General features: G+C 60.4%; 16 protein-coding genes and 1 pseudogene. 6 read left to right on the forward strand and 11 right to left on the reverse strand.

Annotated features, from left to right (window positions below):
* Positions 1-30 precede the first annotated feature (30 nt).
* Positions 31-642, reverse strand: a complete 612-nt coding sequence (locus AC07N4_RS13340; protein WP_102622370.1) for a lytic transglycosylase domain-containing protein — start codon at positions 640-642, stop codon at positions 31-33.
* Positions 643-844: 202 nt separating this feature from the next.
* Here AC07N4_RS13340 and gspG point away from each other — a divergent pair, with 202 nt between their 5' ends.
* The 3 genes from gspG to AC07N4_RS13355 all read left to right on the forward strand — a co-directional run bounded on the left by gspG (position 845) and on the right by AC07N4_RS13355 (position 3,142).
* Positions 845-1,273: a type II secretion system major pseudopilin GspG gene (gene gspG, locus AC07N4_RS13345; RefSeq protein ID WP_102622369.1), complete on the forward strand. Its 429-nt coding sequence runs from the start codon at positions 845-847 to the stop codon at positions 1,271-1,273.
* Between the two features lie 14 nt (positions 1,274-1,287).
* A complete protein-coding gene (locus tag AC07N4_RS13350) occupies positions 1,288-2,475 on the forward strand; it encodes a type II secretion system F family protein (RefSeq protein WP_096821308.1) in 1,188 nt (395 codons plus the stop codon).
* Positions 2,476-2,551: 76 nt separating this feature from the next.
* Positions 2,552-3,142: a hypothetical protein gene (locus AC07N4_RS13355; RefSeq protein WP_493066682.1), complete on the forward strand. Its 591-nt coding sequence runs from the start codon at positions 2,552-2,554 to the stop codon at positions 3,140-3,142.
* Positions 3,143-3,173: 31 nt separating this feature from the next.
* Here AC07N4_RS13355 and AC07N4_RS13360 read toward each other — a convergent pair whose 3' ends face one another.
* Entirely contained in the window at positions 3,174-4,073 is a 900-nt protein-coding gene (locus AC07N4_RS13360; protein ID WP_273539054.1) for a LysR family transcriptional regulator, read from the reverse strand.
* Positions 4,074-4,235: 162 nt separating this feature from the next.
* Here AC07N4_RS13360 and AC07N4_RS13365 point away from each other — a divergent pair, with 162 nt between their 5' ends.
* Both AC07N4_RS13365 and AC07N4_RS13370 read left to right on the forward strand, forming a co-directional pair.
* Complete coding sequence (locus tag AC07N4_RS13365; protein ID WP_493066681.1) at positions 4,236-5,252, forward strand: alpha/beta hydrolase; 1,017 nt, start codon at positions 4,236-4,238, stop codon at positions 5,250-5,252.
* A gap of 63 nt (positions 5,253-5,315) precedes the next feature.
* Positions 5,316-6,743, forward strand: coding sequence for a mechanosensitive ion channel domain-containing protein (locus tag AC07N4_RS13370; RefSeq protein ID WP_493066680.1), 1,428 nt, complete (start codon positions 5,316-5,318; stop codon positions 6,741-6,743).
* 281 nt (positions 6,744-7,024) lie between these two features.
* Here AC07N4_RS13370 and ycaC read toward each other — a convergent pair whose 3' ends face one another.
* From ycaC to AC07N4_RS13415, 9 genes and pseudogenes are all read right to left on the reverse strand, one after another.
* On the reverse strand, positions 7,025-7,651 hold the full coding sequence (ycaC, locus tag AC07N4_RS13375; protein ID WP_493066679.1) for an isochorismate family cysteine hydrolase YcaC: 627 nt from the start codon (positions 7,649-7,651) through the stop codon (positions 7,025-7,027).
* A 66-nt stretch (positions 7,652-7,717) separates the two neighbouring features.
* Positions 7,718-9,562, reverse strand: coding sequence for an amidohydrolase (locus AC07N4_RS13380; RefSeq protein WP_102621580.1), 1,845 nt, complete (start codon positions 9,560-9,562; stop codon positions 7,718-7,720).
* 45 nt (positions 9,563-9,607) lie between these two features.
* A complete protein-coding gene (locus tag AC07N4_RS13385; RefSeq protein WP_493066678.1) occupies positions 9,608-10,234 on the reverse strand; it encodes an antibiotic biosynthesis monooxygenase in 627 nt (208 codons plus the stop codon).
* Complete coding sequence (locus AC07N4_RS13390) at positions 10,227-10,643, reverse strand: DoxX family protein (RefSeq protein WP_493066677.1); 417 nt, start codon at positions 10,641-10,643, stop codon at positions 10,227-10,229. The genes AC07N4_RS13385 and AC07N4_RS13390 overlap by 8 nt, the downstream gene beginning before the upstream one ends.
* A 99-nt stretch (positions 10,644-10,742) precedes the next feature.
* Positions 10,743-11,618: an immunoglobulin-like domain-containing protein gene (locus AC07N4_RS13395; protein ID WP_493066676.1), complete on the reverse strand. Its 876-nt coding sequence runs from the start codon at positions 11,616-11,618 to the stop codon at positions 10,743-10,745.
* Positions 11,619-11,814: 196 nt separating this feature from the next.
* Positions 11,815-12,186, reverse strand: coding sequence for a DUF6124 family protein (locus AC07N4_RS13400; RefSeq protein WP_493066675.1), 372 nt, complete (start codon positions 12,184-12,186; stop codon positions 11,815-11,817).
* Positions 12,187-12,503: 317 nt separating this feature from the next.
* Positions 12,504-12,716 (reverse strand): annotated as a pseudogene (locus AC07N4_RS13405) (LysR family transcriptional regulator); the annotation flags it as partial.
* 19 nt (positions 12,717-12,735) lie between these two features.
* The gene (locus AC07N4_RS13410) at positions 12,736-13,953 is read right to left on the reverse strand and encodes an immunoglobulin-like domain-containing protein (RefSeq protein ID WP_493066674.1); all 1,218 of its coding nucleotides are present in this window, start codon (positions 13,951-13,953) and stop codon (positions 12,736-12,738) included.
* Positions 13,954-14,160: 207 nt separating this feature from the next.
* Positions 14,161-15,084: a LysR family transcriptional regulator gene (locus tag AC07N4_RS13415; protein ID WP_493066673.1), complete on the reverse strand. Its 924-nt coding sequence runs from the start codon at positions 15,082-15,084 to the stop codon at positions 14,161-14,163.
* Between the two features lie 210 nt (positions 15,085-15,294).
* On the opposite strand from AC07N4_RS13415, the gene AC07N4_RS13420 reads away from it, so the two are divergent.
* A complete protein-coding gene (locus AC07N4_RS13420; protein ID WP_085712050.1) occupies positions 15,295-15,696 on the forward strand; it encodes a helix-turn-helix domain-containing protein in 402 nt (133 codons plus the stop codon).
* The last annotated feature ends 6 nt before the right edge of the window (positions 15,697-15,702 follow it).

Here is a 15,702-nt window from a genome sequence, read left to right on the forward strand (position 1 = left end):
CCCGAAAGTGGGGAAAACCGGGTTGAAGCTTTACAACGGCGCGTCCGCCGCCAGCCCCTGCAAACGCCGGTACTGGCGCAGGACGCTGGGGACATAACGCTGGGTTTCGGCAAACGGCGGGATCACCCGGCCACGGCTGAGCACCGCGTCGGGGCCGGCGTTGTAGGCCGCCACGGCGAGCGCGATATCGTTGTCGAACAGGGTCATCAGGCGCTTGAGATACCGGGCCCCACCCTGGATGTTGGCCCTGGGGTCGTAGACGTCGGTCACCCCCAGTTCCCGGGCGGTGTCGGGCATCAGTTGCATCAGCCCGCCGGCGCCTTTGGGCGAGGTGGCGCCGGGGTTGTAGTTCGACTCGGCGTTGATCACCGCGTGCAGCAAGGCTTCGGGCAAGTGATTGGCCGTGGCCGCCGCCGACACCAGTTCCGCGTAGGGCTGGTTGGCGATCAATTGCGGTTGCCGGTCAAGGCTGACCACGGGCATTTGTGCCTCGTGAATCACCCGTTCGTAGGTGCGTCCGGGGCGGTGGACGTTGGACAGCACGTAGCTGCCCTTGGCGTCCACGGAGACAAACACATCGGCCTCGGCGATGCCGGTCAACAGCATGCAGCCAAGCAGTCCTGCGCAGATTGGATTGAGCATTGGGCCTCCCCTGACAGGCCCCGAAAAATTGGGGGAAATGCCCCACTGACCTGTCGTGAATCAGCCGTACGCAAGCACTGTGCCGACTCTCGAGAAGCCCGTATTTCAAGGGCTTCAGCCCGCACGCAGGATTTATCGGGGGCTGAGCATGGCAATTGCATAAGCCCTCAGGCGACTCGGCTGCCACTCACCGGAGGTCATCATGAAGCTGCATGTTCGTCCGCGCGCCCAACAGGGTTTCACCCTGCTCGAATTGCTCGTGGTGCTGGTAGTGCTCGGCCTGCTGGCCGGGATCGTCGCGCCCAAATATTTCGCCCAGTTGGGGCGCTCCGAAGTGAAAGTCGCCAAGGCGCAGATCGAAGGCCTGGGCAAGGCACTGGACTTGTATCGGCTGGAAGTCGGCCACTACCCGTCCACCGAACAGGGCTTGCAGGCGCTGGTGACCGCGCCGAGCGACGAGGCGAAATGGACCGGCCCGTACTTGCAGAAAAAACTGCCGCAGGACCCATGGGGCCGTAATTACACCTACCGCTACCCCGGTGAAAACGCCGAGTACGACTTGCTGTCGATGGGCAAGGACGGCCAGCCCGGCGGCGAAGGCGAGAACGCCGAAGTCACCAACTGGCAATGAGCGGAGCACAGGGCATGCGTTTTCATCTGAAGGCAGTGGGCAAGGCCGGCGTGGTGTCGCTGAACATCGAGGCGCCCGGTCACAGCGAAGCGCGGCGCATCGCCGAGGATCAGGGCTTGCGCGTGGTCAGCCTGCACGCCGAGCGCCACTGGCGTTCGCTGCGCCTGAGCCAACGCGAAACCTTCAACCTCGTGCTGTTCAGCCAGGAACTGACCACCCTGCTCAACGCCGGCCTGCCGTTGATCGATGCACTGGAAAGCCTGGCGGAAAAAGAAACCGCGCCCGCCGCCCGAAAAACCCTGACTGAGCTGGTGCGGCTGCTGTACGAAGGCAAATCGTTCTCCCAGGCGTTGGCCCAGCTGTCGGCGGTTTTCCCGCCGCTGTACGTGGCGCTGGTGCAGTCCAGCGAGAAGACTGGTGCGGTCGGCGATGCGCTGGGTCGATATGTCAGCTATCGCCAGCGCATGGACGAGGTGCGGCAGAAGATCGTCAGCGCCTCGATCTACCCGCTGCTGTTGCTGGTGGTCGGCGGTGGCGTGGTGCTGTTTTTGATGGGTTACGTGGTGCCGCGCTTCAGTCTGGTGTTCGAAGGACTGGGCTCGAACCTGCCGTGGCTGTCGCAGATTCTGATGAGCAGCGGGATGTTTTTGCACGCACATCAGGGTGAGTTTTTCGGGATTCTGGCGGCGATCATCACCGCCCTCGCCGTGTTGCAAAAACAACCGGCGTTTCGCCGTGGGCTGGATCGGCTGGTGGAAAAACTCCCCGCCGTGCACCAGCGGATCTTCATGTATGAGCTGGCGCGGTTTTACCGATCACTGGGGATTCTGCTGCAAGGCGGGATTCCGCTGGTGACCGCCATGGGCATGGTGCGCGGCCTGCTTACCGTAGCCTCGCGGGCGCGACTCGACCAGGCCTGCGAACGAGTGCGCGAAGGACAGTCATTGTCCACCGCGCTGGAGCTCAATCGGCTGGTGACGCCCGTGTCCCTGCGCCTGCTGCGCGCCGGCGAGCAGTCCGGCAACCTCGGGCAAATGATGGAACGCAGCGCCGATTTCTATGACGAGGAAATCAGCCGCTGGATCGAGTGGTTCGTGCGGCTGTTCGAACCGCTGCTCATGACCTTCATCGGCCTGCTGATCGGGGTGATCGTGATCCTGATGTACATCCCGATCTTCGAACTCGCTTCAAGCATTCACTGACCCCGGGAACGGGTCGACTCAAGCGCAACACCGCACATCCAGGTTCCCAATCAAGACAACAAAGACGGAGAACGATATGCACATTCAAAAGCTCATGCTCGCAATGGCCATCGGCGCAGTCCTGTCGGCGTCTACCGTATTGATCCCGGACAACCTGTCCGGGGTGTCCAGCGTTCAGGCTAAGGAAGGTGGCAGTGGGGGTGGAGGAAGCGGTGGTGGGGGCGGCGGAGGTAGTGGCGGTGGTGGAGGCGGAAATGGGGGTGGCGGTGGTGGCAACGGAGGGGGCGGCGGCAACGGTGGCAGTGGCGGTGGCGGCAATGGCGGTAGCCACGGTGGCAGCGGCAGTGGAGGCAACAGTGGCAGCGGCGGCGGTGGAAACAGTGGCCACAGCGGCAGCGACCATGGTTCGGGCCATTCCGGCGACAGCGCCTCTTCAGGACGCAACGGCACCCACGCCGAGGCTGGGGACGATCACGGCGTTCATCGGGCCGGAGAAATCGGCGATGACCATGGGGTTCATCGTGCAGGCGAAATCGGTGATGACCACGGCGTACACCGCGCGGGCGAAATCGGTGACGACCATGGCGTACATGCCGCAGGCGAACCCGGCGATGATCGCGGGGTTCACGTTGGCGGCGAGCCAGGCGATGACAAGCGCGCCAACTGAGCAACGCTGAAGATTGTGCGAGCGGCTGGGGCTACAACACCCCCTGACGCTGATCCAGCCGCTCGCGCAAAAACTCGATCAACGCCTGCACCGGCCGCGATGCCTGACGATGCTGCGGATACACCGCCGACAGGATCAACGGCTCCGGACGCAAATCATCCAGCACCGGCACCAGGCGCCCATCCTTCAGCGCGGCCCCGACAATGAACGTCGGCAAGTAGGTAATCCCCATCCCCGCCACCGCTGCATCCCGCAGCAACTCGCCGTTGTTGACCCGCATCCGCCCGGTGACATTCACCAACTGCGGCTTGCCCTGCCCCGCGTTGAACCTCCACTGCACCGAACGCCCGTGGCCGTAAGGCAGGCAGTCATGACTGAGCAAGTCTTCCGGTTTGACCGGTATACCGCGCTCGGCCAGATACGCAGGGCTGGCGCAGTACACCCGCTCGATGGCGGCGATGCGTCGGGCGATCAGGGTCGAGTCTTCCAGCACGCCGATGCGCAACGCCAGGTCGTAGCCCTCGCCGAGCAAGTCCACCGGCCGGTCACTCAGATCGACCTCCACCGTCACCTCGCGATAACGCTGCAAGAACAGCGGCAGCAGACACCCCAGATGCGCCACCGCAAACGACAGCGGCGCGCTGACGCGAATCGTCCCGCGCGGTTCGGCGGTCTGCCCGGCGATGCCCTGCTCCACCTGTTCGACTTCGCTTAACAGCCGCAGCGCCGACTCGTAATAGCTCTGGCCCAGTGGCGTCACGTCCAGGCGCCGGGTCGAACGGTTGAGCAGACGCACGCCGAGGCGTTCCTCCAGCTGCATCAACCGACGGCTGACGAACTGCTTGGACAGGCCCAACTGATCGGCCGCCGCCGTGAAGCTGCCGGAGTCCATCACCTGGCAAAAAATACGCATGTCTTCGAACGGGTTCATTGTCACTCTCTGGTTGACAGTTAAACGCTTTATAGCCGCTTTTTCACTTTCCGGCACCTCATTAATCTGTGCTCACGGTGTTGCTGAGGCCTGAAGCCCAGCGCCACAGCAGCCCGATCCCAAGGCATACAAAAACTCCAACGACTTAAAAAGGAATTGCACATGAACATCAAGAAAACCCTCGCCGCTTCCCTCCTCGCCCTGTCCATCGGCAACGCGTTCGCCGCCGAAGGCACTGGCGTCGAACACACCACCCAGGCCTTCCTCGACGCCCTCGCCGCTGGCGGCGGCAAACCGCTTGAGCAACTGAGCCCGAAAGACGCCCGTGCGGTGCTGACCGGCGCCCAGGCTTCGGTGAAGGTTGACCTGTCGGGCATTGAAGTCAGCGACAAGGCAATCAAGGTCGATGGCCAGACGATCAACCTGAAAGTGGTGCGCCCGGCCAAGGTCAAGGGCGAACTGCCGGTGTTCATGTTCTTCCACGGTGGCGGCTGGGTGCTGGGCGACTTCCCGACGCACCAACGCTTGATTCGTGATCTGGTGGTGGGTTCTGGCGCGGTCGCGGTGTACGTCGATTACACGCCGTCGCCGGAAGCGCAGTACCCGACTGCAATCAATCAGGCCTACGCCGCAACGAAATGGGTGGCCGAGCACGGCAAGGACATCGGTGTCGACGGCAAGCGTCTGGCGGTGGCCGGCAACAGCGTCGGCGGCAACATGGCGGCGGTCGTGGCGCTGATGGCCAAGGAACAGAAAACCCCGGCCCTGCGCTTCCAGTTGCTGATGTGGCCGGTGACCAACGCCGGGTTCGATAACGGCTCGTACCAGCAGTTCGCCGAGGGCCACTTCCTGACCAAGGGCATGATGCAGTGGTTCTGGGACAGCTACACCACCAACCCGGCCGAGCGTGCGCAGATCCATGCCTCGCCGCTCAACGCCAGCGCCGAACAGCTCAAGGGCCTGCCCGCCGCGCTGGTGCAGACCGCCGAGTTCGACGTGCTGCGTGACGAAGGCGAAGGCTACGCCCGCCACCTCGACGCGGCCGGTGTGCCGGTGACCTCGGTGCGCTACAACGGGATGATTCATGACTTCGGCCTGCTCAACCCGCTGAATCAGATTCCGGAAGTAAAAGCCGCCGTGCGCCAGGCCGCGGCGGAACTCAAGACCCATCTGAACTGAGTCCAGCCACTCGCCACACCTTCGGGTGTGGCGTTTTCTTTTGTGCCCGCCGGAGTTCACCTCATGAGCGTTTTTTCTGCCCACCTGCTGTACTGGAGTGCCCTGCTGCTGGTGCTCGACGCCCTGCTCTGGCACCTCGCCCCGTTCAAGCATCGCGCGCAACGGGTCGGTGTGCGGCTGGTACTGTTTCTGGCCTTCAGCGCGCTGATCATCAATGCCGGCGTCAGCCCGTTGCAGGCGCCAGTCTTTGCCGATGATCAGGTAGCGCAACTGGGCGCGACGGCGCTGGGAATTTTCTGGTGGCTGTATGCCGCGCGGGCATTGACCGAAGTGATCGGCCTGATCCTGATGCGCCGCATCGGTCACAGCGGCCGGTTGTTGCAGGACGTGATCGGTGCGCTGGTGTTTCTGGTGGCCATCGTCGCGGCCGCCGGTTATGTACTGGAGCTGCCGGTGAAAGGCCTGCTCGCCACTTCCGGGGTGTTCGCCATCGTGGTCGGTCTGGCGCTGCAAAGCACCTTGAGCGACGTGTTCTCGGGCATCGTGCTCAACACCACCAAGCCGTATCAGGTCGACGATTTCGTGGTGATCGACGGCGTCGAAGGCAAAGTGCTCGACATCGACTGGCGCGCCACGCACCTGCTGACCAGCGCCGGCACCCTGGCCGTGGTGCCGAACTCGGTGGCGGCCAAGGCCAAGATCGTCAACCTCAGCCGCCCGAACAACCTGCACGGCGTGTCGATCAGCATCAAGGTGCCGAACCACATTCGCCCACGCCGGGTACTCGACGCCCTCGACCGCACGCTGCAAGGCAGCAGCAGTCTGTTGCTGACGCCCGCGCCGAAAGCGGTGCTGAAAGAGGCCGGCGAAGAGATGTCGGAATACGTGGCCAGCGGTTTTATCGCCGAGCTGGGCAAAAAGGCTGAAGTCCGCAATCAACTGTTCGACCTCGCCCATCGTCATCTCGAAGCGGCCGGTATTTCGCGGCACCCGGACGGCGTGATCGAACCGTCGACCCGCGCTCGCGCCTTGCTCGATGAAGTGAAAATCTTCCGCTCGCTGAGCCATGAAGAACGCGATCGCCTCGCCGAATCGATGGTCGCGCAGCAGTACAGCGCCGGGCAGGTTGTACTCAATCTGGAGGACGTACCGGACAGCCTGTTCGTGATCGCCACCGGCGTGGTCAGCGCCAGCGTGCCGGACGGTAATGGTTTCACCGAAGCCGGGCGCATGGGGCCGAGTGAGGTCATGGGAGAACAGAGCATTCTGGCCGATACGCCTTCGCAGGCAACGTTTACGGCGTTGACGTCTTCGATCATTTATCGGCTCGACAAGAACCTGACCCGCCAGTGCATGGAACAGCGCGGCGAAGTCGGCCAGGCATTGAACAAGTTGCAGGCGGTACGGCAGCAGAACAGTCGGCTGGCGTTGATGGCCCAGCCTTTGCCGGTTCGCAAGGGTGGGTTTCTGGGGTGGCTGCAAAAGCGATAATTCACCGGACTTTAAATCTTCTTCACTTTCGAAATCCAACCCCCTCACCCCAGCCCTCTCCCCCAGGGGGGCGAGGGTGAAAGGGAGCAGATTGGGGACCTTTCAAAATCTGTGTTCGACTCAAAACCTCCAGGTCACTGTATCTCTCCCAAACACCTCGGTCGGCTCCCTCTCCCTCCGGGAGAGGGCTGGGGTGAGGGCTAGTTTTCGAAGTGAAATACACACTCATCAACACCGCAAAAAAAATGCCCGCTCTTCAGCGGGCATTTTTCTTCAACCCATTACTTGGCAGTGAACTTGGTGTAGCTGTTGATCAGGTTGCGGTAGTTCGGCAAACGATTCGACAGCAGATTCGCCAAACCTTCCATGTCGTTGCGCCAGTCGCCCTGCAGCTCGCAAGCCACGGAGAACCAGTTCAACAGCTGAGCACCGGCCGACGACATGCGCGCCCACGCCGCTTGCTGCACGGTTTCGTTGAAGGTGCCGGACGAGTCGGTCACCACAAACACTTCAAAACCTTCAGCCAGCGCCGACAGGGTCGGGAACGCCACGCAGACGTCAGTCACCACACCGGCGATGATCAGTTGCTTGCGGCCGGTGGCCTTGATGGCCTTGACGAAGTCTTCGTTGTCCCAGGCGTTGATCTGGCCTGGGCGCTGAATGAACGGCGCGTCCGGGAATTGTTCGCGCAGTTCAGGCACGATCGGGCCGTTTGGACCGGCGTCGAAACTGGTGGTGAGGATGGTTGGCAGTTTGAAGAACTTGGCGATGTCGCCCAGCGCCAACACGTTGTTCTTGAACTCGTTCGGCGAGAAATCCTGCACCAGCGAGATCAGGCCGGTCTGGTGGTCGACCAGCAGGACCACGGCATCGTCTTTGTTCAGGCGCTTGTAAGGAACGTTGCTCATTTGAAACTCCTCGGGTGGTGGTGAGGTGAAGCGCCGACCCCGGTGGCCGACGCTTTATTGCAAGACTCAGAAAGCGAAGCAGGAGCAGCCGAACGCACCCCAGAAACCGGCGAAATCGCTGACTGGCGCATTCGACATCCGGGCTTTTTCATGGCTGTGGGTATGCACGGCGCACGGGCCGCTGCACTGGTGCACCTGCGCCTGCAACGGCGAATTCGGGCGCCAGTGGCCAGGGACTTTCACCACTGGCGACCAGTCCGGCAGCACCGGCAATGCACGTGGACCGAGGTCTTCGAAGTCGCCGGCGGAATAAACGATCTTGCCGCCGACCACGGTCAGTACCGACTCGATCCACTTGATCGCCTCTTCCTCGACATGGAAGAAGTCCGCGCTCAGCGCTGCCAGGTCCGCCAGTTGACCGACCTTGATCTGGCCCTTGTTGCCCTGCTCGGACGAGAACCAGGCGCTGCCGTGGGTGAACAGTTCCAGTGCGGTGGCGCGCGGCAAACCTTCTTCGTACAGCGCCAGACCACCGACGGTGCGACCGCTGACCATCCAGTACAGCGAAGTCCACGGGTTGTAGCTGGACACCCGCGTGGCATCGGTACCCGCGCCGACCGGTACACCTTCGGCGAGCATGCGTTTGATCGGTGGCGTGGCTTCGGCGGCCTGTTTGCCGTAGCGGTCGACGAAGTATTCGCCCTGGAACGCCATGCGATCCTGGATCGCAATGCCGCCGCCCAGCGCTTTCACTCGCTCGATGTTCTGCGGGGTGATGGTTTCCGCGTGGTCGAAGAACCATGGCAAACCGTTGAACGGAATGTCGCGGTTGACCTTCTCGAACACATCGAGCATGCGGCTGATGGATTCGTTATAGGTGGCGTGCAGACGGAATGGCCAGCGCTGCTCGACCAGGTGGCGCACCACCGGCTCCAGTTCCTGTTCCATGGTCTGCGGCAGGTCCGGGCGCGGTTCGAGGAAGTCTTCGAAGTCAGCCGCCGAGAACACCAGCATTTCCCCGGCGCCGTTGTGGCGCAGGAAGTCGTCGCCCTGATGCAACTTGACGCTGCCGGTCCAGTTCTGGAAATCGGTCAGCTCTTCTTTCGGCTTCTGGGTGAACAGGTTGTAAGCGATGCGCACGGTCAGTTGCTCATCCTTGGCCAACTGTTCGATCACCTGATAGTCGTCCGGGTAGTTCTGGAAACCACCGCCGGCATCAATGGCGCTGGTCAGGCCGAGACGGTTGAGCTCGCGCATGAACTGGCGGGTCGAGTTGACCTGATATTCCAGCGGCAGCTTCGGCCCCTTGGCCAGCGTCGAGTACAGAATCATCGCGTTCGGCCGCGCTACCAGCATGCCGGTCGGGTTGCCGTTGGCATCGCGCACGATCTCACCGCCCGGCGGGTTTGGCGTGTCGCGGGTGTAACCGGCCACGCGCAACGCAGCGCGGTTGAGCAGCGCACGGTCGTACAGGTGCAGGATGAACACCGGGGTGTCCGGCGCCGCCTGGTTGATTTCTTCGAGGGTCGGCATGCGTTTTTCGGCGAACTGGAATTCGTTCCAGCCACCGACCACGCGCACCCATTGCGGAGTCGGCGTGCGGTCAGCCTGATCCTTGAGCATGCGCAGCGCATCGGCCAGCGACGGCACACCTTCCCAGCGCAATTCGAGGTTGTAGTTCAAACCACCACGGATCAGGTGCAAGTGCGAGTCGTTGAGGCCGGGGATCACGCAGCGGCCCTTGAGGTCGACGACCTGGGTGCCGGCGCCACGCAGGGCCATGGCTTGCGCATCGTTGCCGACGACGGCGAAGCGGCCGTCCTTGATCGCCACGGCACTGGCGAGGGGTTTTGTGCGGTCTACGGTATGAAATTGGCCATTGAACAGAATCAGATCAGCGTTGGCGTTCATCGCAGTTCCTTCGATATAAGTGAAACGAAGCCCAGACCTGCCGGCTCAGCGCGGCGGGTTGGTGTTGGAATCCAGGTGTTCATGGGGCTGACTGGCTGTCAGCCACGGTGCGAACAGGCGGGTCGCGGCCGGCATGCAGACGTACACCACCGACAGCACGATGGTCAGGGTGATCAGGAACGTGGCGACCACGTAGTTGGAGAGAAATGCATTGAGTTGCAGCAACGGCCCCCAGATCAGCGGCACCAGCAGGGTGTGCGGCAGAATCACGAACAGCGTCACCACAGCCTGCTTCCAGCGCGGTGGCGGCGAGGCGGCATCGGCCAGCGGCGTGAACCAGAACTCGTTGGCCGCATTGACCTCGGTCTGGTCGCCGTCGGCGAGCATCGGCGCCGCTTCATCAATCAGCTTCTGGCGTTGCGGTGAATCGAGCCAGCGCTGCATCGCCTCGGTCGAGCAATAACGCAACACGCAGGTGAACAATGCGAGGCCGCCCTGCTTGCTGCGCATTACATCCACGCCCAGGTGCCCTTCTTCGCGCCCCGCCACGCTGACGATATTGCGCAGCCAGGCTTCGTACGGTTGTTCGAAACCGGCCTTGACCCGATGCTTGACGATCAACGTCACGGTTTCTTCGGGTCCCGGGGTTTTCAGGGTCTGGGCATCAGGCATAACGGAGCACTCCGGGCAAACGAACATTGAGCGCCAGCCGTCCGGGCCCGGCGATCAGAACAGTGGTGAAGAGGATCAACAGCAACCAGCCGAACTGCCCTTCGGCCACACTCCATTGCGGATGCACGATCAGCAGCGCCACCAGCAGCACAAACAGAATAGGCAAGCACGCCAGACGCGCCAGCACCCCGGCGACGATCAGCAGTGGGCAGAGGACTTCGGCGAAGATCGCCAGAATCAAAGTGAGGTGGGCACCGAGGAGGAACGGGTCTTCGATCAGTTGCAGTTGCGCGGTGAAGTCCAGCAGCTTGGGCAAGCCGTGGACGAACAGCAGAAACAACCCGCCGGAGACCCGCAGGAACAGCAGGCCGAGGTGTTGCGCCTGGTCATTGCGTTGTGCAGCGTTCATGGGCCCACCCTTGATCAATCATTGCAGGGAATGGTGCAACGATTGATCGGGGGGAAATTGGATGGGTGTGCTCTTTTGCTCTAAAAACACATTCCGTTTCTAGTCCTTTTTGAAGCACAAACCTTTGCGTGCGTCGTTATAAGGACCAGCACCGAGAGCGAAAATTGTGCCCCCTGGATGGCTGGACTCACCAAAATGCTGAAAGCCATTCACAGGATCTGTGCGTCCCGTATTCCACAAAACCGTGCTGCCTGCAGGCAATTGATGTCGATATTTTATTGCGAGGCGCGCAGTGAAGTCTCCTTGCGCATCCCGACTAGGGAGAAAGTCTCCACCGACGCTTTGCACCCACATGGCTGTTTCCTGAACATTCATAGGAGTTAGCTGATACAAAATCGTTTTAACATTCAGCACCGTAACCGGGATTTTTTTCTGCTGGTTAGCACTGTCCAGAACGAGGATTTCGGTTTGGCCGTTACCTTCGCTGCGGATCCGTCCGATGCTGTCCACAGAAGCCACCGTTGTGTTGAGTGATCGATAGAAGTAAGGCGGCACTCCTTCGGACGCTGCACGTGTTTCTGCCGTTCCGGGTGGGTCAATTCCAGTCAGAACCCAGCCAACGCCCGGATGGTTAATCGTGTAATTAGCGCCGGACAGGACGAGCGGAGAAGTATCTACAATCAGTTCAGCCGTCTCCTCCTTCACTTTCACCACCCACTGCGATATCGGTGACGCACTGGAATGTTCACGTACCTGGAAAAGATTCATTCCAGGAACCAGGTTTTCCATAGGTACTGTTCCCGCTCCGCTGGAGGTGAGCTGGAATCGCTCTGCATAACCCATGTTGTGGACCATTTCCCACCAGCTATCGGCCGGCCCGCCATCAACGCTCAACAGTACTTTTCTGGACGTAGTTTCCCCACCATCCTTGATTTCAGTTCCGCCAGGTGTTTCGCAGTAGTGGATCTTGGTCATGGCACATGCTCCTTCAATGGCTAAACCTGTACTGCTTCAAGTGCAGCAGGCATTTGCCATCGAACGCCAATCGAGAGGAGTGTCGCTACTGTCAACTTTGACAGTAGCGACGAATGGTCAATGCGGTGGTTTGCCAAGGTGGCAGGTTTTGACCAGTCACAAAAAACGGCCCGCAGGCCGTTTTATCAATACCGGATCAAGCAGCCGAATCAGCGGCCACTTCCAGGTTATCCAGCGCCCGATTCACGGCCAGTTCCCCCAACATGATCAATTGCGCAATCCCCAACAGCACATGACGATGCGAGCCATCCACCAGCCCGGCGAAGTCGGTGGCCATGATTTTGGCCGAGGTCAATGTTTCGCAGGCGTCGGCCAGTAGTTCTTCGCTGTCGATACCGGGGGCGATGAGGTAGCGGGTGTTGGGTTTGAGCAGCGGTTTTCTGGAGAGCAGCGGATTGAGGTAGTGGTCGAGGGCGCGCTCGGCGGCTTCGTGGAATTTCTTGGAGTCGAGGGTTTCGTAGGGCGAGGTTGTGTCGGTTTCAAGCGGGTTTGGCGTGGGTTTGATCATGGTTGCATCTCCAGAGTCATTGAGCTGCCACGATTCGCTGCGATACGAAGGGGTGGCAGCCATACGCGGGTCGCAGACCGGGACTCTAGAACCGGCAGACCCGAAGGTCTCCCACGTACAGCCGCCATAAAACCGGAGGATGTTGTGCGTCCAGAGATCGCGGGCTGCGAGACCCGATCGCTGATTCGTCAGCGACCCGGAAACGATAAGACCCACCCCAAAAGCGCACAAGCCGGCGGATTCTGGCGTACACGTAGGCAAAGGCGCAAGGCGTTGTGGCTTACCGGAAGTAACGCTAAAGACCTTTCAACACCGCACTAAACCGCCGGAATATCCAGCGTCACCGACATGAACTGACTGATCCGCGATCTTAGCCATTTCTCTGCCGGGTCGTTGTCATGCACCCCGCTCCAGGCCATCGACAATTGCGCCGCGTCAATCGGGAACGGTGGATCCTCAGCGCGCAACGCACAGCCTTCGATCAATGCACACGCCGCGTAATCCGGCACGGTGCCGATCATCTCGGTACCCCCAGCAGGTTAGCCAATCCTACTTTTTCAGCCAGAAGCCAAGCCCCCTAAGGGGATGATTCACGATCTGATCGTCCCAGGTGAAGAGACGGAGAGTGATGTCATAGACCTCCCCCGCCGCCCCGTTGGTAACGCCTGTCCAGGCGCGGTTACCGCGAGGATCAGGGTTTACCGTCCAATTGAAATAGGGAGGGTTGTAGCAGGTCTGCAGGGCGGCGCGAATCTGCGGGGTGATTCCAATCCAGTTATTCTGGATCAACTGTTGCGTGTAAACGGGGTAGGTCAAATCCGTGCGATGAAAAATGGTGACGTCGTAAATATTTGAAACTATTACGTCAAAACTGACCTTTGCACCGACCTGGTCTTCGATCGTAATCGTGACCCGACCATTATTCATACCCACGACTACAGCCTGTTGACTCACAACCGCAACAGCCGTATTGGATGATCGGTAGGTATAAGGCTCGACACCTCCAGTAGCTTTTCGCTCTTCAAAATTGCGCGGTGGTTGGACGCCATTGGGATACGGACAGTGACTACTCCGGATCATCACCCCATCGAGGATCATCGGCGATGTGTCGACAGTGAGTGGAAGGCTGACAGTCAATGTTCTCGGCGGAGTCGACTCAGGGCCCGAGTCGTATTTTCCTCTGACCGTATAGCTATGAGGCCCTGGCGTCTGAGGGCCGGTGTTATAGGTCCAGTTGCCAAGCGGACCCACGGCGATCGGTCCTGCGACAAGAATGCCGTTGTCGTACAAATCAACGGTGGCGCTCGCCCTTGCTTGTCCACTAAGTGCAAACAGCTTTTCGGAAGTGCTGGTGCCCGAGGGAATCTCCACTCCGCTGTTCAAGCCTTTCAGCGAATCGATCGTCAACTTCTCGACCGCACCCACATTCAATAACCATTCGTGGAAAGGCGACGAACTGGAGTTTGCACGCAAGCCGAAGGTGTGCGACCCATCAAAAAGATTCAGTACTTGTAACAGGAATCTGCCACTGGGATTGAACACACTCCCGGGAGGCGTCAGAACTTTAAGAATGCCGTTATGTGTGTGGGTTATTTCAAGAGGGCTTCCAGGCGGACCGTCAGCGCCCATATCGAGCCCTCTGAGTAAAGTGTTGTCAGGATTTTTGTAAGGGGTCCCACCAGGAAAAGACGTGAAAAAAGAGAAAAACGGATTCTGTTTTTTTGGCTTTTTCTTTTTGGACTTTTGTTTTTCTGGCATTTTCTTCATGGCAGACACTCCTTCCGAGAACAGATGTTTCTGTCGAAACAGCAGCAGGCATGCACCATGGAGCGCCATCGAGAGAGCATTGCGCCACTGTCAACTTTGACAGTAGCGACGACTGGTCAACGTGGTGTTTTTGGCCCTCTCTGACGTACAAACTCGTTTTCCTGCAGGAATACAAAACGGCCCACAGGCCGTTTTCTCAGTGCTGCATCAGGCAACCGGAATATCCAGCGTCACCGACATGAACTGACTGATCCGCGACCGCAGCCATTTCTCCGCCGGGTCGTTGTCATGCACCCCGCTCCACGCCATCGACAGTTGCGCCGCATCAATTGGAAACGGTGGATCTTCAGCTCGCAACGCACAGCCTTCGACCAACGCACACGCCGCGTAATCCGGCACGGTGGCGATCATCTCGGTGCCCGCCAACAGCGCGCGCAGGCCGCTGAACTGAGGTACACCGAGTACCACCCGGCGACTGCGGCCAACCTTGGCCAGGTCCACATCGATGTTGCCGCTCAGGTCACCCGAGAACGACACCATCGCATGGGGCCGCTCGCAGTATTCGTCGAGGGTCAACGGGCCCGGGCGGTTGTCGCCGCGCAGGACCTTGCAGGGAATGTCGCGCAGTTTCTTGCGTTTGGCGTTGGCCGGCAGATCGGTGGTGTAACTCACGCCGACGGAAATTTCCCCGGATGCCAGTAGCGTCGGCATCAGCAGGTAGTTGGCTCGGCGCACCACGACCACGATGCCCGGTGCCTCTTCCTGCAACTGGCGCAATAGCGGTGGGAACAGACCGAACTCGGCGTCATCCGACAGACCGATGCGGAACACGTCGCAACTGGTGGCCGGATCGAACTCCTTGGCCCGACTGACCGCGCCGGAAATCACGTCCATCGCCGGTTGCAGTTCCTGAAGAATCGCCAACGCCCGCGCCGTCGGCTCCATGCCGCGACCGTTGCGCAGCAGCAGCGGGTCGTCGAACAGATCGCGCAAGCGGCCCAGTGCCGCGCTCACCGCCGGTTGGCCCATGAACAGTTTCTCGGCGACGCGGGTCAGGTTCTTTTCGAACATCAGGGCTTCGAAAATCACCAGCAGGTTCATGTCGACGCGGCGCAGATCGTTTCGGTTCATGGGCGTGTTTTCCTTTTTGGCCAGGCGCAAGTGCTACGCACTTTACTTGATCGGCGGCCATTCGAAATCAGCTTTGGTAACGGAATTAACAACGTTTAACTCGTCAGCCTTCGCCCCTCGCCAAACAATGAATCCCTCTGCGCAGCGTTGTTTTATTGACCTGAGGGAAAGCGCTGACCGTGCCTTCCCCCCTCGACACGGACATTGGCCATGGCTCACTCACAGCAAACCGTCGCCCTCGCCCCTGCCAGCGAACCCCGCAAAACCAGCACCGGCGGCCTCAGCCCGCAGCGCGAGCGGCTGGTGAAACAACTCATCCTCGAACGCCTGGGTGACAGCCTTGAAGTCACCGAACTGGCGAGCGCCTGCTCATTGTCACGCAGTCACTTTTCCCGGGCGTTCAAGTGCAGCACCGGGCTCTCGCCACAAGACTGGATCCGCACCCAGCGGATCGCCCGGGCCAAGCTGTTGATCCAGCACACCAACCACAGCCTGACGCAGATCAGCCTGGAATGCGGCTTCTGCGATCAAGCGCACTTCTGTCACATCTTCACCCGCAGCGAAGGAATCAATCCGTTTGCCTGGCGGTGTCAGGTCATGAAAAACCGCTGAGGCGGT

The organism is Pseudomonas sp. GW821-FHT09E04 (assembly GCF_059416185.1).

Excerpts from the sequence above, each read along its gene's own strand:
- AC07N4_RS13390 (WP_493066677.1), bottom strand. The coding sequence starts at position 10,643 with ATGAACGCTGCACAACGCAATGACCAGGCGCAACACCTCGGCCTGCTG.
- AC07N4_RS13395 (WP_493066676.1), bottom strand. The coding sequence starts at position 11,618 with ATGACCAAGATCCACTACTGCGAAACACCTGGCGGAACTGAAATCAAG.
- AC07N4_RS13385 (WP_493066678.1), bottom strand. The coding sequence starts at position 10,234 with ATGCCTGATGCCCAGACCCTGAAAACCCCGGGACCCGAAGAAACCGTG.
- AC07N4_RS13355 (WP_493066682.1), top strand. The coding sequence starts at position 2,552 with ATGCACATTCAAAAGCTCATGCTCGCAATGGCCATCGGCGCAGTCCTG.
- ycaC (WP_493066679.1), bottom strand. The coding sequence starts at position 7,651 with ATGAGCAACGTTCCTTACAAGCGCCTGAACAAAGACGATGCCGTGGTC.
- AC07N4_RS13340 (WP_102622370.1), bottom strand. The coding sequence starts at position 642 with ATGCTCAATCCAATCTGCGCAGGACTGCTTGGCTGCATGCTGTTGACC.
- gspG (WP_102622369.1), top strand. The coding sequence starts at position 845 with ATGAAGCTGCATGTTCGTCCGCGCGCCCAACAGGGTTTCACCCTGCTC.
- AC07N4_RS13420 (WP_085712050.1), top strand. The coding sequence starts at position 15,295 with ATGGCTCACTCACAGCAAACCGTCGCCCTCGCCCCTGCCAGCGAACCC.
- AC07N4_RS13365 (WP_493066681.1), top strand. The coding sequence starts at position 4,236 with ATGAACATCAAGAAAACCCTCGCCGCTTCCCTCCTCGCCCTGTCCATC.
- AC07N4_RS13370 (WP_493066680.1), top strand. The coding sequence starts at position 5,316 with ATGAGCGTTTTTTCTGCCCACCTGCTGTACTGGAGTGCCCTGCTGCTG.
- AC07N4_RS13380 (WP_102621580.1), bottom strand. The coding sequence starts at position 9,562 with ATGAACGCCAACGCTGATCTGATTCTGTTCAATGGCCAATTTCATACC.
- AC07N4_RS13350 (WP_096821308.1), top strand. The coding sequence starts at position 1,288 with ATGCGTTTTCATCTGAAGGCAGTGGGCAAGGCCGGCGTGGTGTCGCTG.
- AC07N4_RS13360 (WP_273539054.1), bottom strand. The coding sequence starts at position 4,073 with ATGAACCCGTTCGAAGACATGCGTATTTTTTGCCAGGTGATGGACTCC.
- AC07N4_RS13415 (WP_493066673.1), bottom strand. The coding sequence starts at position 15,084 with ATGAACCGAAACGATCTGCGCCGCGTCGACATGAACCTGCTGGTGATT.
- AC07N4_RS13400 (WP_493066675.1), bottom strand. The coding sequence starts at position 12,186 with ATGATCAAACCCACGCCAAACCCGCTTGAAACCGACACAACCTCGCCC.
- AC07N4_RS13410 (WP_493066674.1), bottom strand. The coding sequence starts at position 13,953 with ATGAAGAAAATGCCAGAAAAACAAAAGTCCAAAAAGAAAAAGCCAAAA.